At 69.6% G+C, this 21,799-nt stretch carries 8 protein-coding genes; 3 read left to right on the top strand and 5 right to left on the bottom strand.

Annotated elements, in window-relative coordinates:
* Window positions 1-66: 66 nt before the first annotated feature.
* From AC6CR5_RS08640 to AC6CR5_RS08630, 3 genes are all read right to left on the bottom strand, one after another.
* The gene (locus AC6CR5_RS08640) at window positions 67-771 is read right to left on the bottom strand and encodes an SDR family NAD(P)-dependent oxidoreductase (RefSeq protein WP_053501239.1); all 705 of its coding nucleotides are present in this window, start codon (window positions 769-771) and stop codon (window positions 67-69) included.
* On the bottom strand, window positions 761-1,729 hold the full coding sequence (locus AC6CR5_RS08635) for a Bug family tripartite tricarboxylate transporter substrate binding protein (RefSeq protein WP_054445109.1): 969 nt from the start codon (window positions 1,727-1,729) through the stop codon (window positions 761-763). The genes AC6CR5_RS08640 and AC6CR5_RS08635 overlap by 11 nt, the downstream gene beginning before the upstream one ends.
* Before the next feature lie 78 nt (window positions 1,730-1,807).
* Window positions 1,808-2,746, bottom strand: a complete 939-nt coding sequence (locus AC6CR5_RS08630) for a dihydrodipicolinate synthase family protein (protein ID WP_251200773.1) — start codon at window positions 2,744-2,746, stop codon at window positions 1,808-1,810.
* Between the two features lie 141 nt (window positions 2,747-2,887).
* Here AC6CR5_RS08630 and AC6CR5_RS08625 point away from each other — a divergent pair, with 141 nt between their 5' ends.
* The 3 genes from AC6CR5_RS08625 to AC6CR5_RS08615 all read left to right on the top strand — a co-directional run bounded on the left by AC6CR5_RS08625 (window position 2,888) and on the right by AC6CR5_RS08615 (window position 6,265).
* On the top strand, window positions 2,888-3,811 hold the full coding sequence (locus AC6CR5_RS08625) for a LysR family transcriptional regulator (protein WP_233638984.1): 924 nt from the start codon (window positions 2,888-2,890) through the stop codon (window positions 3,809-3,811).
* 153 nt (window positions 3,812-3,964) lie between these two features.
* The gene (locus AC6CR5_RS08620; RefSeq protein ID WP_241117478.1) at window positions 3,965-4,957 is read left to right on the top strand and encodes a Bug family tripartite tricarboxylate transporter substrate binding protein; all 993 of its coding nucleotides are present in this window, start codon (window positions 3,965-3,967) and stop codon (window positions 4,955-4,957) included.
* A 9-nt stretch (window positions 4,958-4,966) separates the two neighbouring features.
* Window positions 4,967-6,265, top strand: a complete 1,299-nt coding sequence (locus AC6CR5_RS08615) for an alpha/beta fold hydrolase (protein ID WP_200221488.1) — start codon at window positions 4,967-4,969, stop codon at window positions 6,263-6,265.
* Window positions 6,266-6,348: 83 nt separating this feature from the next.
* Here the strand turns inward: AC6CR5_RS08615 and AC6CR5_RS08610 are convergent, their stop codons facing one another.
* Both AC6CR5_RS08610 and AC6CR5_RS08605 read right to left on the bottom strand, forming a co-directional pair.
* Window positions 6,349-7,104: a SapC family protein gene (locus tag AC6CR5_RS08610; protein ID WP_047991115.1), complete on the bottom strand. Its 756-nt coding sequence runs from the start codon at window positions 7,102-7,104 to the stop codon at window positions 6,349-6,351.
* Window positions 7,105-7,113: 9 nt separating this feature from the next.
* Window positions 7,114-21,780, bottom strand: a complete 14,667-nt coding sequence (locus AC6CR5_RS08605) for a filamentous hemagglutinin N-terminal domain-containing protein (RefSeq protein ID WP_498085518.1) — start codon at window positions 21,778-21,780, stop codon at window positions 7,114-7,116.
* Window positions 21,781-21,799: the final 19 nt, after the last annotated feature.

The raw sequence follows: 21,799 nt of genomic DNA, 5'->3' as shown, positions 1-21,799 counted from the left end.
TCTGTCGGGACGCCGCCGCACAAGGGCGCGACCGCGCGGGGCACGGTCGGCCGCGCGAACCTGGGTTCAGCGGGGCAACGAAGCCCCGCCGCAGATGGCGATGTCCTGACCGGTGATGGCGGCCGCCTCGGCGGACAGCAGGAACGCCACCAGGGCCGCGATCTCGCCGGGCTGTATCAGCCTGCCGATCGGGGGCATGCGGGCCGGGCTGGCGGCCCGGGCGGGGTCTTCCAGCATGCCCGTCTGCGTGGCGGCCGGGGACACCACGTTCACCGTGACGCCCTGGCCGGCCAGTTCCGCGCCCCAACTGCGCGCCAGCGCCACCAGCGCCGCCTTGGACGCGGCATATTGGCCGCGGCCGGGCATGCCCTGGGCCACGCGGCTGCCGACCAGCACCACGCGGCCGCCGCCTTGCGCGACCATCGCCGGCGCCAGATCGCGGGTCAACCGGACCGCGGCATCGACGTGCAGTTTCCACATCAGTTCGCCATCGGCGGATTCCGATTGCGCCAGCGGCGCCACCCGCAACAGCCCGGCCGCATGCACCAGGGCCGTGGCGTTGTCCAGACCCTGCAAGGCCCGATGGGTGGCGGCGTCGTCACACAGGTCGACCGTGACATGCCGGTAGGCGGGATGCCGCGTCACGGCCGGCCCGAGGTCCAGTCCGGTCACGCGCCAGCGGCCATCCAGCAGCCGCTGCACGATCGCCTGGCCGATGCCGCCGGTGGCGCCAGTGACGACCGCGTGGCCTGGGGTGGGATCAGTCGACATGGATGTGGCCTTCTTCGATGATTTTGCGCGAGCGCGCCATATCGTCCTTCTGGAAACGCGTGAACCCGGCCGTGGTGATAGGCGTGATCGTCACGCCCAGCTGTTCGTACTTGGCCGCCATGCCCGAGGACAGGGCCTTGTTGACCTCGGCGTTGAGCTTCTCGACGATCGCCGCGGGGGTGCCGGCCGGCGCCCACAGGCCGTACCAGCTGTAGTACTGGTAGCCGGGCAGCACTTCGCCCACCGTGGGCACGTCGGGCAGGTTGGGCAGGCGCGTTTCCGAGGTGACGGCGAGGATCTTCAGCATGCCGCCCTTGTAGTACGACAGGGCGCCCAGCACCGGGTCGATGAATCCGTCGATGCGCCCGCCCACCAGATCCTGCAGCGCGGGCGAGGTGCCGCGGTACGGGATGACCATGTAGTCCAGGCCGCCCTGGCGCTTGAGCAGTTCGGTGGCCAGGTGACCGGCCGATCCGATCGAGCCGACGGCGAAGGTCAGTTTGCCCGGATTCTGCTTGGCATAGGCCAGCAGGCCGGCCAGGTCGGACACCGGCAGGTCCTTCTTGACCGAGACCGACAGTGGCGCCTTGCCGGCCATGGCGACGGGCACGAAGTTCTTGTCGACGTCGAAAGGCACGGACTTCATCGTCATCGGCGCCGTGGTGAAGGTCGAGGCGTTAAAGAGCAGGGTGTAGCCGTCGGCCGGCGACCGGGCCACGACGTCGGCGCCGATGATGCCGTTGCCGCCCGAACGGTTTTCCACCACGAAGCTCTGGCCGGTCTGCTCGCTTAGTTTTTGCGCCACGTCGCGGCCCAGCATGTCGAGCGTGCCGCCCGGCGGGAAGGGGATCACGAACCGCACCTGGCGCGCGGGGTAGGCGGCCTCGGCGTGCGCCGCGGCGGCGCCAAGCGCCGTGCACAGGGCCAGCGCGGCGCGCAACAGAATGGTTTTTCGCATGATGTGTCTCCTCTTGTTTTGATGTCGTCGCGGCGTCGCCGGGGCTGTCCCGCCCCTTGGCCGCCGCGCGATGCGGCGTCAGCGCGCCAGCAGTTCCGCCTTGGCCAGCGCGGCGCGCAGCGCGTCCATCTCGGCCGCGCCGGGGGCTTCGGTGGGCGGACGCACCGCGGCGCTCTCCAGCACGCCGGCCAGGTACATGCCGGCCTTCATGCGGGCATGCGCTTCGCCAGTGGGCTCGCCGGCGCCGTACACCGCGTCCTTGAGCGGGGTGATCAGCGCCTGCACCGCCTGGGCGCGCTTCAGATCGCCGGCCTTCACCGCCTCCCACAGATCGATGATGAGCTGCGGGATGAAGGTGGCGAAGCCGACCAGCGCGCCGTCCACGTCCTGCACCATCGAGGCCAGCAGGTATTCGTCGTGGCAGGTGAGAATGGCCTTGGAGGCATCGGCGTCGCGCAGCGCCTGAATGTCGCGGGCATACTTGTTCATGTCGCGCTGGCCGACCTTGAAGGCCTGCACGTAGGGCAGCCGCGCCAGGTCGGCCAGCAGGCTCGACGAATAGGACGCGCGCGTCCATGCCGGATAGACGTGGCAGACCAGGTCGAGACCGGGCGCGGCCTCGTGGATGGCCTGGAAGTATTCCAGCGCGTGGCCGGGCGTGAAGCCGAAACGCAACCAGTGGTGGGGCGGCATCACATCCAGCGCGGCGGCGCCGGCGGCGCGCGCGGCGCGGGCGTGTTCGGCGGCCTCGGCGATGCCTTCGCACACGATCGAGGAAATCACGGGCAGCCTGCCGCGCAGCTCGTCGGCCACGATGCGGGTGACCTGCGCGCGTTCGGCGGGCGTCAGCGAAAACACCTCGCCGGTGTGGCCGTTGGTCATGACGGCGACCACGCCATCGTGGCCCGCCAGCCAGCTGGCCAGGCGGCGCAGCGCGGGCTCGTCGATGCGGCGGTCGGCGGTGAACGGGCAGGCGATCGCGGGGATGATGCCACGGTAATTCGGGATGGAAGGCATGGGTGTTTTCCAGGTCCTGTGGGTGGGGGAATGGCCGCTATGATTGCGGCATCCCCTTTGGGCCGTCCAATACTCGAATTGCATAGAATTATCTATGCTGCGCTGCAAACAATCATGGGACCTGGAAACCGACCTCTGGACATGAATTGGCTGGAGGATTTCCTCGCGCTGGCCGACACCGGAAGTTTCTCGCGCGCGGCGGAAGCGCGCGCCATCGCGCAGCCGGCGTTCAGCCGCCACATCCGCGCGCTGGAGGAATGGGTGGGCGCCGACCTGTGCGACCGCAGCTCGCATCCCACCGAACTGACCGCCGCCGGCCGCCGCTTCCTGCCGCTGCTCAAGCAGGTGCTGGCCGACCTGGAGGCGGCGCGCATCAAGGCGGTCGCGGCCCATGCGCAGGATGCCGCCAGCCTGCGCTTCGCGGCGACCCATCTGCTGTCGCTGACCTTCTTTCCGAAATGGCTGGCCGGCCTGGAAGCGGACATGGAAGTCGGCGCGATCCAGATGATGTCCGACAGCTTCCAGGCCTGCGAAGACCTGATGGCGCAGCGCCGCGTGCAGTTCCTGCTGTGCCACCGGCATCCGCGCGTGGCCAGCCGCCTCGATGAAACCGCCTATCCCATGGTGCGGCTGGGCACCGATACGCTGGTGCCGGTCAGCGCGCCGGGCGGATCGGCCGCGCCGGCGCATCGCCTGGCGGGCGAGGGCGCCGTGGACTTCCTGGCCTATGGGCCGGCCTCGGGCCTGGGGCGCATCGTGGCCAGCCAATTGCGCAAGAAGGACCTCGGCGAGGAACGCATACGCGCCACCTTCGTCGGGCCGCACGCCACGTTGCTGCGGACCATGGCGGTGCAGGGCCGTGGCGTTGCCTGGCTGCCGGACATGTTGGTGCGCGAGGACCTGGCGCAGGGCAGGCTGGTGCGCGCCGGCGGCCAGGAATGGGACATTCCGCTGGAGATCTGCCTGTTCCGCCAGCCGACCGACATGGCCGCGGTGGCCGAGCAACTGTGGCGGCTGGCCGCGGCGCGCGCGGCGGGGCAGGCCACCGACCCGGGATATCCCTAGATAGCCCCCGCGCCATATTGCATACAAGATACCGTCATTGAGACCCCCCGCCGTTCGGCGGGCGGCCTGTGCTTCCTTCCCCCTTGTTCATCGCATGGCTCGCGCGGCCGCCTGTCGCGAGGTCGTCGTGCGCGCCTGTCTGGAGAGAGCCTTATGCCGTTCACCCGCCGCCACGCCCTGGGCGCGCTTGCCGCGCTGCCGTTGATGCCTCGCCTGGCGCATGCCCAGGCCCAGGCCGATTTCCCCACCCGCCCCGTGCGCCTGCTGGTCGGCTTCGCGCCCGGCGGCCTGACCGACATCGCCGCGCGCGCGCTGGCCGAACGCATGGGCAAGGTCCTGAAGGGCAGCGTGGTGGTCGAGAACCGGCCGGGCGGCCAGGCCATCATCGCCACGGTGGCCGTGGCGCGGGCCGAACCCGACGGCTACACGCTGGGCTTTGCCGGCACCAACGGCATGATCCTGAACCCCTTGCTCTACAACAACCTGCCGTACCAGCAGTCGGACTTCAAGCAGCTGGGGTCGATGGGCAAGTCGCCGATGCTGCTGATCGTGCATCCGGCGCTGGGCGTCAAGAACGTGCAGGAATTCATCGCGCTGGCCAAGAAGAAGCCGGGCGACATCACTTGCGCCCATGCCGGGCGCGGCGTCATCAACCACCTGGCGCTGCTGCATTTCCAGTCCAGGACCGGTACCCAGTTCCAGGACGTGCCCTACAAGGGCAGCGGCCCGGCGCTGCTGGACCTGATGGCGGGCACGGTGCAGAGCACCTTCGATTTCCCGACGTCGGCGCTGCCTAACATCCAGTCGGGCAAGCTGCAGGTGCTGGCGGTGACGGCCGACAAGCGCCTGTCGAGCCTGCCGGACGTGCCGACCATGAAGGAGGCCGGCGTCGACGGCTTTGAACTCTATACCCGCATGATGATCTCGGGGCCGGCGGCGATGCCGGCGGAGGTGGTCAGGACGCTGGAGCATGCGGTGCGCGAAGGCACGCGCGATCCCAGCCTGGTCAAGCAGTTCGCCGAGCAGGGAGTGACCGTGGAGTTCACCTCGTCGGCCGACCTGGACCGCGTCATCGCCGAGGAATCCGCCATGTGGGCCGGCGTGATCCGCGCCAACAACGTGCCCAAGACCGACCTGAAAGGCTGAGGAAGCGCCATGACCGAGCAAGCCCGCATCACCGTCAGTCCCGAAACGGCGCTGATCGACGTGCCGCGCGAGATCCGCATCGACGGTTTTCCCGCCTACGCCTTCGTCACCGTCACGGCCCGCATGCGGATGAGCGGCGTGCCGTGGCGTTCGCAGGCGGTGTTCATGGCCGGCCACGACGGCAGCCTGGACCTGGCGCGCGATTGCCCCGTGTCCGGCAGCTATGCCGAGCCGTCCGCCATGGGACTGTTGTGGTCGATGACCTGCGAGGAGATGGACCGGGTGGTGTTCCCGCCTGATCGCACCGAGCCGCTGGTGATCGACCTGCACGCCACCGACGGCCGGCATGAGGCCACCGCGCGGCTGGTGCAGACCTTCGTGGCCGAGGGCGTCACGCACCGCGCGGTGCGCGAGCAGGTCGGCGGCATGACGCTGTCGGGCGAGCTCTACACGCCCGCCGGCCCCGGCCCGCATCCGCTGGTGATCTACATGAACGGCTCGTCCGGCGGCGTCAACGCGCCGCGCGCGGCGCTGTTCGCGGCCCGCGGCTACCAGTGCCTGGCGCTGGCCATTTTCAACTACGACGGCCGGCCCAAGTACCTGAACGACATGCCGCTGGAGTATTTCGAGCAGGCGCTGCGCTGGGCCCGCGCCGAACTCAAGCCGCGCGACGGCTTCGTGGCGCTGTCGGGCATCAGCCGCGGCGGCGAGACCTCATTGCTGGTGGCGTCGCACTATCCCGACCTGGTGAGCGCGGTGGTGGCCTACGTGCCGTCGCCGGTGACGCACGGCGTGGTCAGCGCCGGCGAGCCGGGCACCGGACGCAATGCGCAGGTCTGGCGCAAGGGCGGGGAGCCCTTGCCGCACCTGTGGCAGGACAACGCCAGCGCCGATTGGGAGGCGGCCTACGCCTCGGACCCGCCGTACCGGCAGACCCATGCATTCCTGAGCGCCAGCCGCGATGCCGCGGCGTTCGAGCGCGCCCGCATTCCGGTTGAACGCTATCCGGGCCCGGTCCTGCTGGTGAGCGCGTCGGATGACGGCTTCTGGCCCAGCACCGCATATTCCGAGATCGTCATGCGCCAGCGCGAGGCGCACGGGCTGCCCACGTCGCATTATGTGTGCAAGGGGGCGGGGCATCACGTGCACTATCCGTGCCTGCCGGCCACGCTGATCAGCAAGCCGCACGCCATGTCGGGCCTGTTGCTGGACGCGGGCGGCACGCCGCCGGCCAACGCGGCCGGCAACGAGGGGTCCTATCGCGCGGTGCTGGCCTTCCTGGCGCGCGCGACCGGGCAAGCGTCATAACGCGCACGGCCCCGACCGGCGAGGCCGGCGGGGCCGTGGGGCGCGGGCTGGCGCGTGCGCCGGCCCGCGGGCGTTCCGGAAGATCACGCCTCGGCGGCTTCCTCGGCCGCGACCACCGGCTGCACCTGATCGATCAGGCTGGGCCAGGTGTTGATCGACAGCAGGTGGCAATAGACCAGCGGTAGCCAGCCATTGGCGCGCCAGCGCAGGAATTCCGCTTCCGGCAGCTTGTTGAACCTGGCTTCGTCGATCACCTTGAAGCCGGACATGGCCAGGCGCTGGCCGTCGGCCAGGGTGATGTCGGCGCGGTTTTCGACCAGCAGGTCGGCGTCGGCCAGGGCGCGCGCGAATTCCAGCGTGTAGGCGTGCTGGTTCTGGTAGTCGCGGCAGAATTCCAGGGCGCTGCGGGCCAGCGCGGTCGGCTCGCCGGCCTCGTCGAAGAACGGGTTGTCACGGCCCTCGACCACCGCGGCGGCCTTCTCGTCGATACACAGCGTGTACTGGCTGCGGTCTTCGTTCTCCATGAAGATGAAGGGATAGCGGCGCACGTAGGCCGGGATGTAGGTGCCGGGGCGCCATTGGCCCTGCGCGTCGACGAACAGGTTTTCCTGGCCGCGCACGCCCAGCACGGCGACCGGCGTGGGCTGCTCGCCATCGGTGAAGACGATGGGGAAGTGGCGGCACGCGGTCGGCAGCTCGGTGGCCACCAGCGGCACCGCGTTGGTCCTGGCGGCGTAGGCGAAGCCGGTGTTGCCGGCCAGCGACAGGTTGGCGTGCACGCCGGCAGCGAGCGGACGGGGTTGTTCGTAGAACAGGGGAAGCGAAGTCTGCGTGGTCATGGTGTTGGATCAGAGAGTACGTGAGGGAGTGCCGGTGTCGCGGCGCGCGTCATCGGATGACGGCACGCCTTCGGCGGCGGGGCGCTGCGGATTGGCGCCGGGCGTCTGCAGCACCGGGTTGTTGCCGGCCGGCACGCTCAGGAGCGCATTGTCGCCGGAAGGCAGCTGCCAGGTAAACGCGGAGGCCACGGTCAACACCTGCGGATCGGTGTACGCGCCCAGGGCGTCGGGGCCGAAGCCCTTGGACGGAACCGTGCCCTGGAACAGCGGGTTGGCGGTGGGCGTGGTGGGGATCACCGTGCGCGGCGCCGTCACGGCGGCCAGGCGGTCGATCACGTCCGTCGGGCCCCAGGTGGCGCCGTTCATGTAGTACGGCGCGCCGACCAGCGAACTGCGGACCATGGTGGCGGCCATGGAGCCGGTCTTGCCGCCGATCGCGCCCCACATGTCGGCCGAGCCGGCGTTCGGCACGGTCAGCCCGGCCACGTCCAGCTTGTGGCTCGGATCCGCGTCGTTCAGGCCGATGCGCAGCGCGCCCACGCCGGAGGCCAGCGTCAGCGAGGTCTGCAGGCCGCTCAGGCCGATGGCGGTGATGTCGCCGTTGGTCTGGATGACCGCGTTGCCGCCTTGCAGTTTCGCCGGCGCGCCCAGGTTGATGGGGCCCTGCGTCACCAGCAATTGCGCCGGCAGGGTCAGCCCGGCGCCGCCGGTCTGGGTGAAGCCGGTGGCGGCCTTCACGGTGCTGCCCGCGCCAAAGGACGTGGTGCCGGTCGGGCTGGTATTGGCGATGCGGATCGAACCCGTGTCGGCGGTGACGTTCTTGCCAAATGACAGCGTGCCGCCCGAAATGTCGATGCCGTCCGGGCCGGAGGCGCGCACCGCGCCGTTGTAGCTGGCGGACTTGGCCTCCAACTGCTGCACACGGTAGGCGCTGACGTCGCCGTTGAACACGATGGTGTCGACGGCGCGCAGGGTCAGCGAACCCAGGCCGGTGGCGTCGCCCGCGACCTGGATGTTCTTGCCGGCGTTGACGTTCAGGTTGTTGCCGTTGCCGCCATCCAGCTTGCTGCCCAGGATCACCGAGCCGGTGTCGCTGGTCAGGTCGCGGTCGCCCTTCAGGGTCACGGCGCCGTTGTAGACCTGGTCGCCCGTGGTGTGCGTCTTGCCGCCGCCCAGGGTGGTGGCGCCCGTGACGGCCACGCTGCGCAGCGGCGTGGTGGCGCCGACGTCGCCCTGGATATCGGCGTTGCCGACGATGACCAGGCCTTGCTGGCCCGGCTGGGTGCCGTCGACGCCGGCCTTGAGCTGCACGTTGGCGCCGGTCAGGGTGGTGTCCACGCCGCTCAGGATGACGTGCTGGCCGTATTGCTGCGTGCCGGTGGTGTCCACCGAGCCGCCGTTGATCAGCACGTCGCCATTGCCGCCGGTCTGCACCGAGGCGGCGCGCACCGGGCCGTCCAGCACGATGTCGCCGGCGGCGCTGACCTTCAGGTCGCCCAGGCGCGAGCCCTGGCCGACCGGGCCGGCGAAGGTCACTTCGCCGCGGTTGGCGACGACCGTCAGGCCGTGGCCGCCGTCGACCGCGCGGTCGAAGCCGATGTCGCCCTGGCGGCTGGTCACCGAGACGTTGCCGCCCACGGTCACATTGCCCTGGTACGACTGTTCGCCGTCGGTGACGATGCTGCCGGCGCCCAGCGTGGCGCTGCCCTTGACCGTCAGGCTGGCCAGCGGATCATTGGCGCCCAGCGGTCCCTTGAGCACGGCATTGCCGTCGATGGTCAGGTCGTGCTTACCGTCGCCGCCGCCCAGCAGGCTGACGGTGCTGCCCTTGAGCACGGTGTCGGTGCTGAACACGGCGCGTTCGCCATAGGACTGCGTGCCGGTGGTGTCGATCAGGCCGCCGTTGATGGCCAAGGTGCCGCCGGCGTCGGTGTTGACCGACGCGGCGTACACGGCCTTCTCGAAGGTGGTGGCGCCGTTGCTGTTGAGGGCCAGGGCGCCCAGGCGGCCCGTGGCGGCGTCGCCGACCTGTTCGGCAAAGCGCACGTCGCCGCTGCCGCTGCTGACCGTCAGGCCGCTGCCGTTGCCGCTGGTGACCGTATCGTTGAAGGTCACCTTGGCGTCGGCGGTGCTCAGTTGCGCATTGCCGGACAGTTCGACCTTGCCCAGGTAGGACTGTTCGCCCACCGTCTTGAGCGGGCCGCCGCCGAGCGTCGCGTCGCCGTCGACGGTCAGATAGGCCAGGCGGCCATTGGCGCCGGCGCCCACCGGGCCGTTGATCGTGGCCGGACCTTCGATGGTCAGGCCCTGGCCCTCGTCGGTCGCGTTCGCGCCGCCGGCCAGGGTGACGCTGGCGCCCTTGAGCGTGACGTTGCCGCCCAGCGTGACCAGCTCGCCGAATCGCATGACGCCAGTGGTGTCGACGCGCTCGCCCGTGATGGTCACGGCGCCCGGGTCGTCGGTCTGCACCGATGCCGCGTAGACCGAACCATTGAAGGCGGTCGTGCCGGCCGTGTCGACCGTCAGGTTGCCCAGGCGTTGCGTGGCGCTGCCGACCGCGTCGAAGCTGACGTCGCCGCCGGCCGTGGACACGACGTGCAGGTCATGCGTGCCGTCGAGCGCGCCGTCGAAGGCCACGCCGCCGGTGGTGGTGCTCAGCGTGTGAACGCCGCTCAGCGTCACGGCGCCCTTGTAGCGCTGGTTGCCGGTGGTGGCGATGCTGCCCGCATTGAGCGTGGCGGCGCCGTCCAGCGTCAGGCTGGCCAGCTTGGTGGTGGCGCCGATGGCGCCGGTCAGCAGGGCCGTGCCGTCGATTTCCAGCGCATGGGCGCCGTCGGCGCCGTTGGCCAGGGTGACGGTGGCGCCGGTCAGCACCGCATCCTCGCCCAGCGTCACGTGGCCGACGTAGGTCTGCGTGCCGCTGGTGGTGACGCTGCCGCCGTTGATGGCCGTGTCGCCGGTGCCCGCCTGGTTGAGCGAGGCGATGTCGACCGCGCCGCCGTAGGTGGTGGTGCCGCTGCTGGTGACGGTCAGCGCGTTGGCGCCCGACACGGCGCCCGTGAAGGCGACCGCGCCGCTGCCGGTGGTCACGCTCACGGTGCTGGCCAGCGTGGTGGCGCCGTCGACGCCGAAGGCGCCGTTGGCGGTGGTGTACGCGCCGCGCAGCGTGGTGGCGCCGTTGTACTGCTGGGCGCCGGTGGTGGCGACCTGGCGCAGGTCGATGTTGTTGCCGGTGATGGTCAGGCTGGCCAGGTTGGAGGCATTGCCGCCCAGCGTGACGTCGCCGTCGTCGGCCACGATCACGGCCTGCTGCGCGCCGCCGTTCAGCGCGCCTGAGAGGGCGACGCCGCCGTTGGCGCCGTTGGCCGTCAGGGTGCGCTTGCCGCCGGCCAGCGTGGCGTTGCCGGTGATGCCGATGGCGCTGCCGGTCAGGTCGCCGTTGAGGGTGACGTTGCCGGTGTAGGCCTGGCTGCCGCTGGTGTTGGTGGCGGCCATGGCGATGGCCGCGCCGCTCACGGACAGGTCATGCACGTCGGCGCTGGCGATATCGTGGCTGACAGTGACGTTGCCGGCGGTGGAGGCCAGCGTGACGTCGCCGCCGTTGCCGGCCGACAGGCCGACCGTGCTCGTCAGGTTGCCGGCGGAGGCGATGCCGATGTTGCCGTCGGCCGTCGCGACGCGGCCCAGCGTCAACGGACCGGAGGCGTCCACATAGATGTCGCCGCTGCCCAGGACGTTGGCCTTGAGGTTGCGGGCCGACGTGGTGAAGTGGTCGGCCTGGGTGCCGATGCCGGTCTTGCTGGTCAGGTCCAGGCTGTTGGCCGTGAGGGTGTTGTCCAGCCGCAGCAGCGAGCCCTCGGCGGCGCTCAGGATAACGGTGCCGCTGGCGGCGCCGGCGTTGACGATGCCGATCTCGACATCGCCGTGCTGCGAGGTCAGCGCGATGGTGCGGTTGCTGCCGGCGGCGGTGGCCGAGGCGTTCAGCGAGCCGGTTGCCGTGGCGCTGATGTCGCCGTTGGCGGCGCTCAGCGATGCGTCGAGCGCGCCGGTGTTGGTCAGCGTCAGGTTGGCCGGCGTGCTGGTGCCGGTCAGGCTGGCCCCGATGGTGCGGGCTTCGGTCACCAGCGTGGTGTTGCCGCCCGCGGCGCCGCTGCTGAAATTCAGCGTGGTGCCCTTGACGTTGATCGTGCGCGGCGTGGCGCCGGCCGCCACCACGTCCTGCGTGCCCTTGAGCGTGATGGTGCCGTTGGCCTGCACGCCGGCGCTGGCCAGCGTCAGCTTGCCGCCCGAGGACAGCAGCAGGTTGGCGGCGGTGTTCGACATGCCGCCGCTGGCGTCCAGATCGCCGGCGGTGGTCAGGTAGACCGAGCTGTTGGCGCCGCTCTGCTGGATGTTGCCGCTGTTGGCGCTGAGCGCCCGCGTGCCGATGTTGTTGACCACGATGACCGCGCCGTCGGCGGCGGTCGACAGGTTGCCCAGGGCGCCGAGGTTGGTGCGCAGCGCGATGCCGCCCGAGCCATTGCCCGGGTAGGCGGCCGAGCCGATGCTGCCGCCGGCGACGGCCGTCAGCGTGTTGCCCAGGACCAGGTTGTTGGCCACCGCGCCGAGGATGGAGCCGGCCGCATTCAGGCTGATGTCGCCGCCCGCCGAGGCGTCGATCGTGTTGACCGACAGGTCGCCGCTGGTGGTGGCGATCGAGATGCTGTTGCTGGCCGAGCCGTTGCGGCTGATGGCGCTGGTGACCAGGGTGGGGCCGGCGGTGGTGATGCCGATCGCGCCGTTCTGGGTGATGACCGATGCCAGCGTGGTGCCGGCCGCGCGGTTGTCGTTCAGGTAGATCGCGCCGGCGCCGGTGACTTCGGCGGTGATGTTGGCGGCGGTCGTCTGCAGATTGTCGGGCGAGCCAGCGGCGCCGCCGATGCCCGCGCCGGCCTTGAGCACCACGTTGTTGCCGATGATGCGCGTGGATTCCTCGCGGTCGTCGACGATGGTGCTGCCGGTCTTGCTGAAGTCGATGTTGACGGTGCCGGCGCCAGCGTCGATGTTGCCGGCCACCAGCTGGCTGTTGGCGCCGTTGCCGGTGATCTTGATCGCGCCATTGGACGAGATCGCGTTGGCGATCTGCAGATTGCCGGCGGCCGCGATGTCGATGGTGTTGCCCGACAGGTACGAGTAGACGGAATTGTTGTCCGCCGCCAGGTACATGCCGCCGCCGGTGGTGGCTTCGACGCGCTGGCCGGTCGCGTTGATGCGGCCGTTGCTGGCGCCGATGGCGTTGGCGGCGTTCAGCGCCACGCCGTAGGCCTTGACGGTGGCGCCGGCGGCGTCGGCCAGGATCGAACCGTTCTCGGCGTTGAGCGTGACCTGGCCGTGGTTGGCGCCGGCCTGCACGTTCTTGACCGTGATGTTGCCCGAGGTGGTCTTGACCGAGATGTCGTTGCCGGTGGCGTCGGTGCCCGAGGTGACGCTGGTCAGCGCCAGGCTGCCGTTGCCGGTGATGCGCGTTTCGCCATTGGCGACCGAGGTCGTCAGGCCGCCCAGCAGGTTGCCGCTGCTGTCCAGGTAGAGCGAGCCGTCGCCGGTGACGGTGGCCGACACCGGGCTGTTGGGCGCGGCGATCTTGATGGCCGCGTCGCGCGTGCCGATACCGTTCTGCGCCGTCAGCGTGATGGCGCCTGCGCCCGCGCCCGAGAGCGTGCCGCCGCCGTACAGGATGCTGCCGGTCTGGGCGTTCAGGGTCAGGGCGTTGCCGGTGCCATAGCTGACCGTGCCGACCAGGATGTCGCCCGTGGTGGTGGTGACCGACAGGTCGCCGCCCGCGCGCAGGTTGCCCAGGTTGATCGAGCCGGTCTGCTTGAGCCAGATGCCGCCCGAGGCGGTGGCGGCGATGTTCTTGACCTGGGTGTTCAGGGCCAGGCCGGCCGAGCCGATCGTGTTGGGCGCGTTGCCCGAGGCGGTGGACAGCGTCAGGTCGCCGGCGACGATCTTGGAGGACGCGTTCATGCCCTGGATCGAGCCGCCCGTGGTGTAGTACGGGTTGGTCGACAGGTTGACCGAACCGTTCTGGGTGACGTCGATGTCGTGTACGTTGATCGCGCCGATGGCCTGGTAGGTGAAGTTCAGGCCGGTCGTGTCGCGCACGATGGTCAGCGCGGTGGCATTGCCGGTGTCGGCGCCGCTGAACGTCAGGTTCTGGGCGTCGATGGTCAGGAAGCCGGCGCTGCCCAGGTTCGAGCCCTGCGCGTTGGTGCGGATGATGGTCAGGTCGGACAGGTCGGCCAGGTTGTCGACGTAGATGCTGCCGGGCGTGGCCATCGTCAGCTTCTCGGTGTTCAGATGCAGGCGAGCCGAGTTGGAGGAGCCAATCTTCGAGGCCGTGCCGTAGTTGGCCGTCAGGTTGACGCTCTTGCCGGTGACCAGGTTGCCGTTGTCGATGCCGGTGATGCTGCCGCGCGCGGTCGACAGCGTGACCGCGCCGTCGGTGGACGTGACGGCGCCCACGGTCAGGTTGCGGCCGTTGTTGCCGGTGTCGGCGGCCAGCGTGATGTCGCCAGCCGCGGTAACCGAGGTCGCCTGCAGGCCATAGGTCTCGTTCAGCGCGATGCTGCCATCGGCGCGGTCGGTCCTGGTGGCGCTGAGGGTGACCGTGGTGGTGCCGCCGTTCAGGGCATTGGTGCGGATGGCGCTCTTGTTGCCGATCGAGCCGTTGGCCGTCAGGTTGACGCTGGTGGCGTTGTTGATCGTGCCGCTCAGGATCGAGCCGCCGGTGTTGTTGACCGAGAAGGCATTGCCATTGGTGTTGACCGTGCCCAGCTCGATGTCGCCGAGGGTGTTGCCCACCGAGCTGGCGCCGGTCGAGGTCAGGCTCGGCAGGCTGGTGTTGCCTTCCACCGTGATGAACGCGCCGCCGTTGTCGGCGCGGCCGCTCAGCGTGCTGACGCGGGTGTCGATGGCGTTGCCCGTGCCGGCGGCGCCGATGGCGTTGGCCGCCGTCAGGGTCAGGCCGGCCGCGTCGATCTTGCTGTTGGCGTCGCCGTCGCCCAGCAGCGAGCCGCCGCGCGAGTACAGCGCCACGTTGTCGTAGCCGACGTTGATCGCGCCGACAGTGATGCTGCGGTCGCTGGTCACGCTCAGGTTCAGGCCGCCCGCGTCCTCGACCTTGGTCAGGACCAGCCCGGCGCTGCTGCCGCTGCCGCCATCCGCGGCCTGGAACACGATGTTGCCGCCGTCGCGGGTGGGCGAGGTGATGCCATAGCTGCGCGCGCTGTTGCCGGTGGAATACAGCGTCAGCGCGTCGATGTGGCGGTCGGAGTCGATGTACACATCGCCGGCGTTCTGGATGTTCACCAGCGGCGCCGACAGGTTGATCTCGCGGCCCACGGCGCCGATGGCGCCCGAGCCCTGGGTGGTGATCTGCACCGACGCGGCGGTGATGCGCTGGCTGTCGTCGGCGCTGCCCAGGATGCTGTTGTTGCTCGACAGGCGCACCGTGCCGTTCTGGGTGGTGTCGATGATGCCGATGTCCTGGCCGACGTTGCTCGACAGCATCAGGTTCAGCCCGGTGTTGTCGCGCACCTCGTTGACCTGCAGGCGGCTGCCGTTGTGGGCCACGTCGAACAGCAGTTCGTTGGACAGGATCTGGTAGGTGGCCGCCGACGAGCCGGTGGCGTACAGCGACAGGCTGGCCAGGTCGCGGTCGTTGTCCAGGTAGACGTGGCTGCCGGCGGTCAGGTACAGCTCGCCGGTGGTGGTGTGGATCGAGCCCGAGTTGTCGCCCGACGCCACGCCGATCTGGCCGCTGGCGCCCAGCGTGACCACGTCGCCGGTGATGTGCGAGGTCGGCGTCAGGTTCAGGATGTGGGCGCCCGAGCCAAAGGCGCCCAGGCTCACGGTGTTGGCCGGGCCGACGTCGACGTTGCCGACGTACAGCGTGCGGTCGCCGTTGAACGAGAAGTTCAGGCCGGTCAGGTCGCTGACCTCAGTCATCGTGTAGACGCCGGCGTCGGTGACGTTGAACGTCAGGCCCTTGGCCGCCACCTGCACCACGTTGTCCACGGCGCTGTTGGCGTGGTTGGCGGTGATGTTCAGCGAGAACAGGTCGCTGGCGTTGTTGATGTACAGGTTGCCGCCCGACTGCGTGGTCAGCTGGCGGGTGTCGGTCTGCATCGCGTTGCCGGCGGCGCCGATCGACTGCGTGGCGGTCAGCGTCAGGACCGGCGTGACGAAGCGGCCGGCGCCCTGCGTGATCGAGCCGTTGGTCACGTTGACCTGGGCCGAGCTGGTGGCGCTGTTGTCCAGCAGCGTCAGGTTCTTGTTGTTCGACACCCACAGGCTGCCGCGGACGTTGGACGAGAGCGAGTCGACGCTGACGAACAGCGGCTGGTTGGTTGCGTAGGTGCCCGTGACCGAACCGGCATTCAGGGTCAGTGCGCCGGTGGTGATGTTGGGCGAGCTGGCGCTGGAGCTGTTGCCATAGATGGTGCCGTTGCTCGCCAGCGTCACCGAGCCGCCGGCGGCGGTGCTGACGTTGTTGACCGTCAGCGCGCGGTCCGACGAGATCGACAGCGCCAGGTTGCCGGTATTGGTGATGTTGTTGAGCGTCAGGCCGGCGACGCCGGTGGAGTCGCTCAACGAGAACGCCGTCATGCCGCTGGCGCTGATGTTGTACGTGTTGTTGATCGAACCGCTGCTGCTGTTGTGGTTGGCCGTCAGCGACAGCGCGGTCAGCGCCTTGTTGTTGGCGACGGACACGTTGCCGGCCGAGGCGATCGACAGGTTGGACGCGCTGGTCTGCGCCGAGACGCTGCCATTGGTGCCCAGGGCGCTCAGGCTGACATTGTTGCCGGTGATGAGGCCCGAGCCGCCGATGGTCGGGGCCAGGTCGGTATTGGCGTAGCGCGAAGTCAGCGACACCGAGCCGCTGCCGGTGTTGATGGCGTTGGCGGTGATGGCGGTATCGGTGTTGATGGTCAGCGCCGCGCCGGCCATGCTGGCGCCGATCGACAGGTTGGTGCCGCCGGAGATGGCCAGCGTCTGGCTGCCCAGGCCGCCGAAGGCGTAGCTGTTGGTGTCGAAGTTGACGCTGCTGCCGGCGTCGCGGCGCGACAGGTACAGGTTCAGGCTGTTCAGCGCCAGCCCGCCGTTGTTCAGGTTGATGTCGCCGTTGTTAGTGATGGCCAGGTTGCTGGTGCTCAGGCGCAGGGCCCGGCCGCTGGCGCCGATGGCGCCGGTGTTGGCGTCGCGCGCGGTGTAGCTGTCCGCGCCGGTGGCGGACAGCGTGACGCTGCCGGCCGTGATGCGGCCGCTGCCGCCGTCGCTGGTGATGCTGGAATTGACGCCGCCGCCGGCGGTGGTCAGGCTGACCGTGTTGCTGGCCGTGAGGGTGCCGACCTGGATGTTCTTGCGGCCGCTGAAGCTGAAGTCGGTCAGGCCGCCCGTGACCTGTTCCAGGTACTGGGTGGCGCCGTCGTCGCTGATGGTGATGACCTGGCCGGCGCCGCCGCCGATGGCGAAGGTGCTGGCGCTGCCGGCGTTCTTCAGGCTGTTGATGGCCAGGCTGCGCAGCACGGTGTCGCTGCCGACGTACATGTTGTTGCCGGCGGTCAGGCTGAGCGCCGAGGTGCCGCTCAGGGCCAGCGCGCCGCCCGTGATGGACGAGCCGATGGAGCCGTTCGAACCGGCCGTCAGCGCGACGGTCGCGGCGCGGATGACGCCGGGACTGGCCGGATTGTCGTTGCTGATGTTCTGGGCCGATGCCAGGCTGACCTTGCCGTTGGCGCCCGCGTCGATGTTGCCGACCAGCAGGTTCTTGTTGTTGGCGGTGAAGCCGAAGTCCAGGTTGGTCGAGCTGGCGATGTCCGTCAGGTGGATGCCGAGGCCGTCGTCCGTGAGCGTGAAGGCCGTCAGGTTGGGCGCGGTGATGCCGTACACGCCATTGGCCGTGCCATTGCGCGTGACATTCAATCGCGTCAGGCCGGTGAGGCTGTCCACGGCGATGTTGCCGCCGCTGGTCAGGCTGACGTCGGGCGCCTGCAGCGTCAGCGCCGCGCCGGCCGCGCCGATCGCGCCGCCCGCCGTCAGGGCGATGTTGCTGGCGCGGATCACGGTGGCGGCATCGCCGTCGTCCAGCAGCGAGCCGCCGCTATTGGCCAGCGTGGCCGCGCCGCCGGCGCTCAGGCTGCCGATAGTGGTGGTGCCCGAGGACTGGGTGTAGCCGATCTGGCCGCTGCCGGCCTGCAGGCGCGTCAGCTTGATGTTGCCGGTGGTGCCGTTCAGGTAGATGTCGGTGCCGGCGGTGGCCTGCACGTTGGCCTGGCCCGCCGCGCCCACGCCGACGTAGCGCAGGGTGCCGCCGTACATGCCGCCGATCGTGCCCGCGGCCGACAGCGTGATGTCGTTGGCGCCCGCATAGACCCCGCCGCCGCTGCCGTACAGCGAGCCGTTGGCCACGTTCAGCGTGACGTTGCCGGCGTTGCTGCGCACCGTGCCGGCCAGCAGCGCGTCGCCCTGGCGCAGGTCGATCTGCACGGCGTCGCTGGCGGTGATGTTGTTCAGGGTGACGATGCCGGTGTAATTGGCGTAGCCGGTCGGATTGGGCAGCTGCACATAGAAGCCGCCATTGCTCGCCGTGCCGCTCAGGTAGCCGGTCAGCACGTCCAGATAGCCCGTGCCGGTGGCGCCGACCGCCTTGCCGGCGATCAGGCTGACGGAATTGGCCAACAGGCGGGTCTGCTTGTTGCCGTCGTCGCGCAGGTCGCCCGCGGCGTTCAGCGTGATGCTGCCGCTGTAGCCGGCGTCGATGTTGCCGACGGTGATGTCGCGGTCGCTGTTGAAGCTGAAGTTGACCCAGTTGCTGTCGCGGACTTCATGGATCGTGTTGCCGCCGACGTCGTCGGTGATGTTGAACAGCAGCGACGGCGCGCGCACGTCCAGCGTGTAGCGGTCGTCCACGTCCTTGTGGCGCGCGTACACCGTCAACGAGGTGAGGTCGGCGATGTCGGTGGCGTAGAGGTTGCCGCGCGTGTCCAGCGTCAGGCCCGGCGCGTTGACGGCGACGAAATTGGCGCTGGTGCCGATGTCCTGGGCGGCCCGGAGGCTGACGTTGTTGGCGGTGACGCGCGTGTCGGCGATGCCGTCGTCCAGGATGCTGCCCTGGTTGGAGACCAGCGTGATGTTGCTGCCGGCGCGGATGTTGCCCAGCTTCAGGCTCTGGTCGCCGGTGAACGAGAACTGGCTCAGCAGCGAACTGTAGACCTGGCGCAGCTCGTAGGCGTTGCCCAGGTCGTCATTGACGTCGAAATTCAGGGACGGCGCGGTCACCTGGATGGTGTTGCGGCGGGCCGGGTCGGCGTGCGAATTGGTGATGGCCAGGTAGGTCAGCGTCTTCGCGGGGTTGTCGACGTAGATGTCGCCGCCGCTGCCCAGCGTCAGGCTGGTGGTGGCCGCCGTGAGGTGGTCGCTGGCCGTGCCGATGTGTTGTTGGGCTTGCAGGAGGATGCTGCTGCCCGCCAACGCGCTGTTGGCATTGGCGCGCACGATGCTGCCGCCCTGCGCATTGAGCGAGAGCGTGCCGGTGCCGGCATCGAGCATGTTGGCGCTCAGGTTCGCCACGCCGGTGACGAAGATGCCGTTGTTGGCCTTCAGGTCGTCCAGCAGCACCGAGCCCTGGGCCTGGTTCAGGTAGATGCTGCCGCCGGTCGCGTTCAGCATGCCGGCGGCCGTGCGCAGGTAGGTGCCCGCGGTGCCGACGGTGTAGCTGGTGTTGGCGGCCGGGGCCAGCAGGGTGACGACGTTGCCGGTGATCAGCGAGGCCGAGGTGCCGGTGATGCTGCCGGCGCGCGCGGTCAGCGTGACATTGCCGGCGCCCGCGTTGATCTGGCCGGCGGCGATGCTGTTGCCCGTCAGGTTGATGGCGCCGCCGCCGGAGCTGACGTTGTTGGCCGAGACGCTGCCCGCGCCCGTGATCGTGACGGGACCGCCGTTGGCCTGCGCCTGCGTGATGTTCAGGTTGGCGCTGGCGCTGTCCAGGTACACGCCGCTGGCGCCCGCGGTGACGGACAGGGTGCTGGCGTTGGTCTTGAGGGCGCGCGCGGCGCTGCCGATGATGCCCTGCGCGGCCGACAGCGTCAGCGACGAGGTGGAAATGCTGGTGGCGTCGTTGCCGTCGTCGACGATGCTGCCGAGCATCGATGTCAGCGCGGCGGCGCCGCCCGCCTTGATATCGCCCAAGGTCAGCGTGGCGGTGGTCTGGATGGCCAGGTTGCCGGTGGTGTCGATTGCCTTCAGGTTCAGCGAGCCCAGGCCGTTCACATAGATGCCGCCAGTGCCGCTGGTGGCGGTCAACCCCACGGTCTGCATGCGCAGGGCCTGCGCGGACGAACCGATCGCGCCGTTGCGGCCGTCGCTGCCGGCGGCGCTCAGCGTGACCTGGTTGGCGTTGAGCAGGCCGCCGGTCGTGCCGTAGATATTGCCGGCCGTCGACGTCAGCGCCAGCGTGCCGGTGCCCAGGGCCACGTCGCCGACGGTGATGGTGCGGTCGCCGGTGAACGAGAAGTGCAGGGCCGACTGGTTGACGGTGTTCAGCTGGTAGCCGCCGTTGTCCTGCAGCGCGAAGGCCAGGTCCGGCGAGGTCAGCAGGAAGCTGTTGTTGACGCCCGGTTGCGCGTGGCGGCTGGTGATGTCCAGCGAGGTCAGGGCCTGGCGGTTGGCCACCGCCAGGTTGCCGCCGGTCGCCAGCGACAGCTGCGCCGTCTGGGTGTTGACCGGGGCGGCCAGGTCGCCGATGCTGCCGCCGCTGGCGTCCAGCTTGACAGTGCTGCCCGCCACCACCTGGTTGGCGCCGCCGGTGTTGCGGATCGAGCCCGCGCTGGTGCGGATCTGCGCCGCGCCGGTGCCGGCATTGATGACGTTGGCCAGGTTGATGTCGCCGGTGGCGTTCAGCGTGATCGCGCCGCCGCGGCTGGTCAGCTTGCCGATATTGTCCAGCGTGCTGCCCACGCCCAGCGCTTCGAGCGTGATGGAGCCGCCCTGGGTGCTGATCTCGGTGTTCGAATTCTCGAAGCGGATGCCGCCCGTCTGGGTCGAGCGCATCGTGAAGCTGTGGCCGGCGGTGGTCTTCAGGTTGATCGCGGCCATGTCCGCGACCGTGATCTGGCCGGTGGCTTCCAGCTTGATGTTGGTGGTGCCGGCCAGGCTTTCGAGCAGGCCGCGCGATACGGTGTTGTTGGCGGTGTTGGCGTCGCCGCCGTTGATGGTGCCGTCGCCGGCCGCGCCGTCCTGCGAGCCGCCGCCGCTGGCGGAATCGACGATGCGCAGGTCGGTCGGGTCGATCAGCAGCAGGCCGGTCTTGCCCTTGGGCGCGCGCAGGTCGGCCGAGCCGGTCAGGCCGATGTTCTTGTTGCTGGAGACTTCGGCGAAGCCGCCATCGCCGCCTTGCGCGCCGCCGCGCGCCGACAGGCTGCCGGCAAACGCCGTGGCGTCGTTGGACCACATCGTCACGTTGCCGCCCTTGCCGTTGACCAGCGCGTCGGCCTTGAGGCTGGCGCCCGCCGCCACCTTGACGGTGGACGACTTGCCGCTGAACGCGGCCGAGCCGTCGTCGGGCGCGACGCCCTGGCTGCCCAGCGCGATCTCGCCGCCGCCGGCCGCGCCGGACACGTCGATGGCGGCGCCGCGCGCCACGTTGACGTGTTCGCCGGTTACCACCACCTTGCCGCCACGCTCGCCGGCGTTGGCGCCGGTGGCCTCGACCGTGCCCGCCACATTGACCGTGCCGGCGTCGCCGCCCGACAGCACGATCTTGCCGTTCTGCGTGCCCACCGCCTTGGCGCTGACGATGCCGTCGGTGTTGACCACGTTGTCGATCACGCCCTTGACCGCGCGCGCCGTCATCAGCACCGTGCCGCCGTCGGCGCGGATCACACCGGCGTTGGTCACCAGCGCCGAAACCGGCTTGCCATCGGCATCCCTGGGCAATTCGTTGACGGTCGAAGTGGCATCGAAGCTCAGCAGCCCGTCGCCATGGAAGTCGACCGTGACGGTCTTGGCGCCGGCCAGGGCCACGCGGCCCAGCTTGGCCTCGATCACGCCCGAGTTGCGCACGGCAGGCGCCACCAGCACCGCCAGGCCGCTGTCCTTGATGCTGATCGTGCCTTCGTTGACGATCATGGCGTTGGCCTTGGACGACGGCTTGTCGAACTTGTACTTGCCGGCCAGGAAGTCCTTGTCGCTGATGTTGGCGGTGGTGGCGACCAGGCCGCCCACGTCGATGCGGGCGCCCTTGCCGAACAGCACGCCGTTCGGGTTGACCAGCATCACCGTGCCGTTGGCGTTCAGGCGGCCGAAGATGGCCGACGGATCGTTGCCGACCACCCGGTTCAGCGTGATGCTGTTGCTGCCCGGCTGGCGGAAATTGACCGTCTCGTTGGCGCCGATGCTGAAGTCTTTCCAGTTGATGATCGCCTTGCCGGTCGACTGGTTGATGTCCAGCGTGCCGTTGCCGCGGTCATTGATGGTCGCGCCGCCGGCCACGACGTTGCCGCCGGTGGGGTTGGCGTGGGCGCCGCCGGAGACCAGCGAGCCGATCACCATCGCCATGGTGGTGAGCGCGGGCAGGGGCGGGGCCTTCAGGGACTGGCGGCGGGCGGATTGGGCGAGGATGCGGGATTGACGATTCATGGTCGGTCGCTTTTCTGTC

Source organism: Achromobacter sp. EG18, from assembly GCF_059759395.1.
Note: the sequence above shows the minus strand (reverse complement) of the source record. Positions and strands in the feature narration are given on the sequence as shown.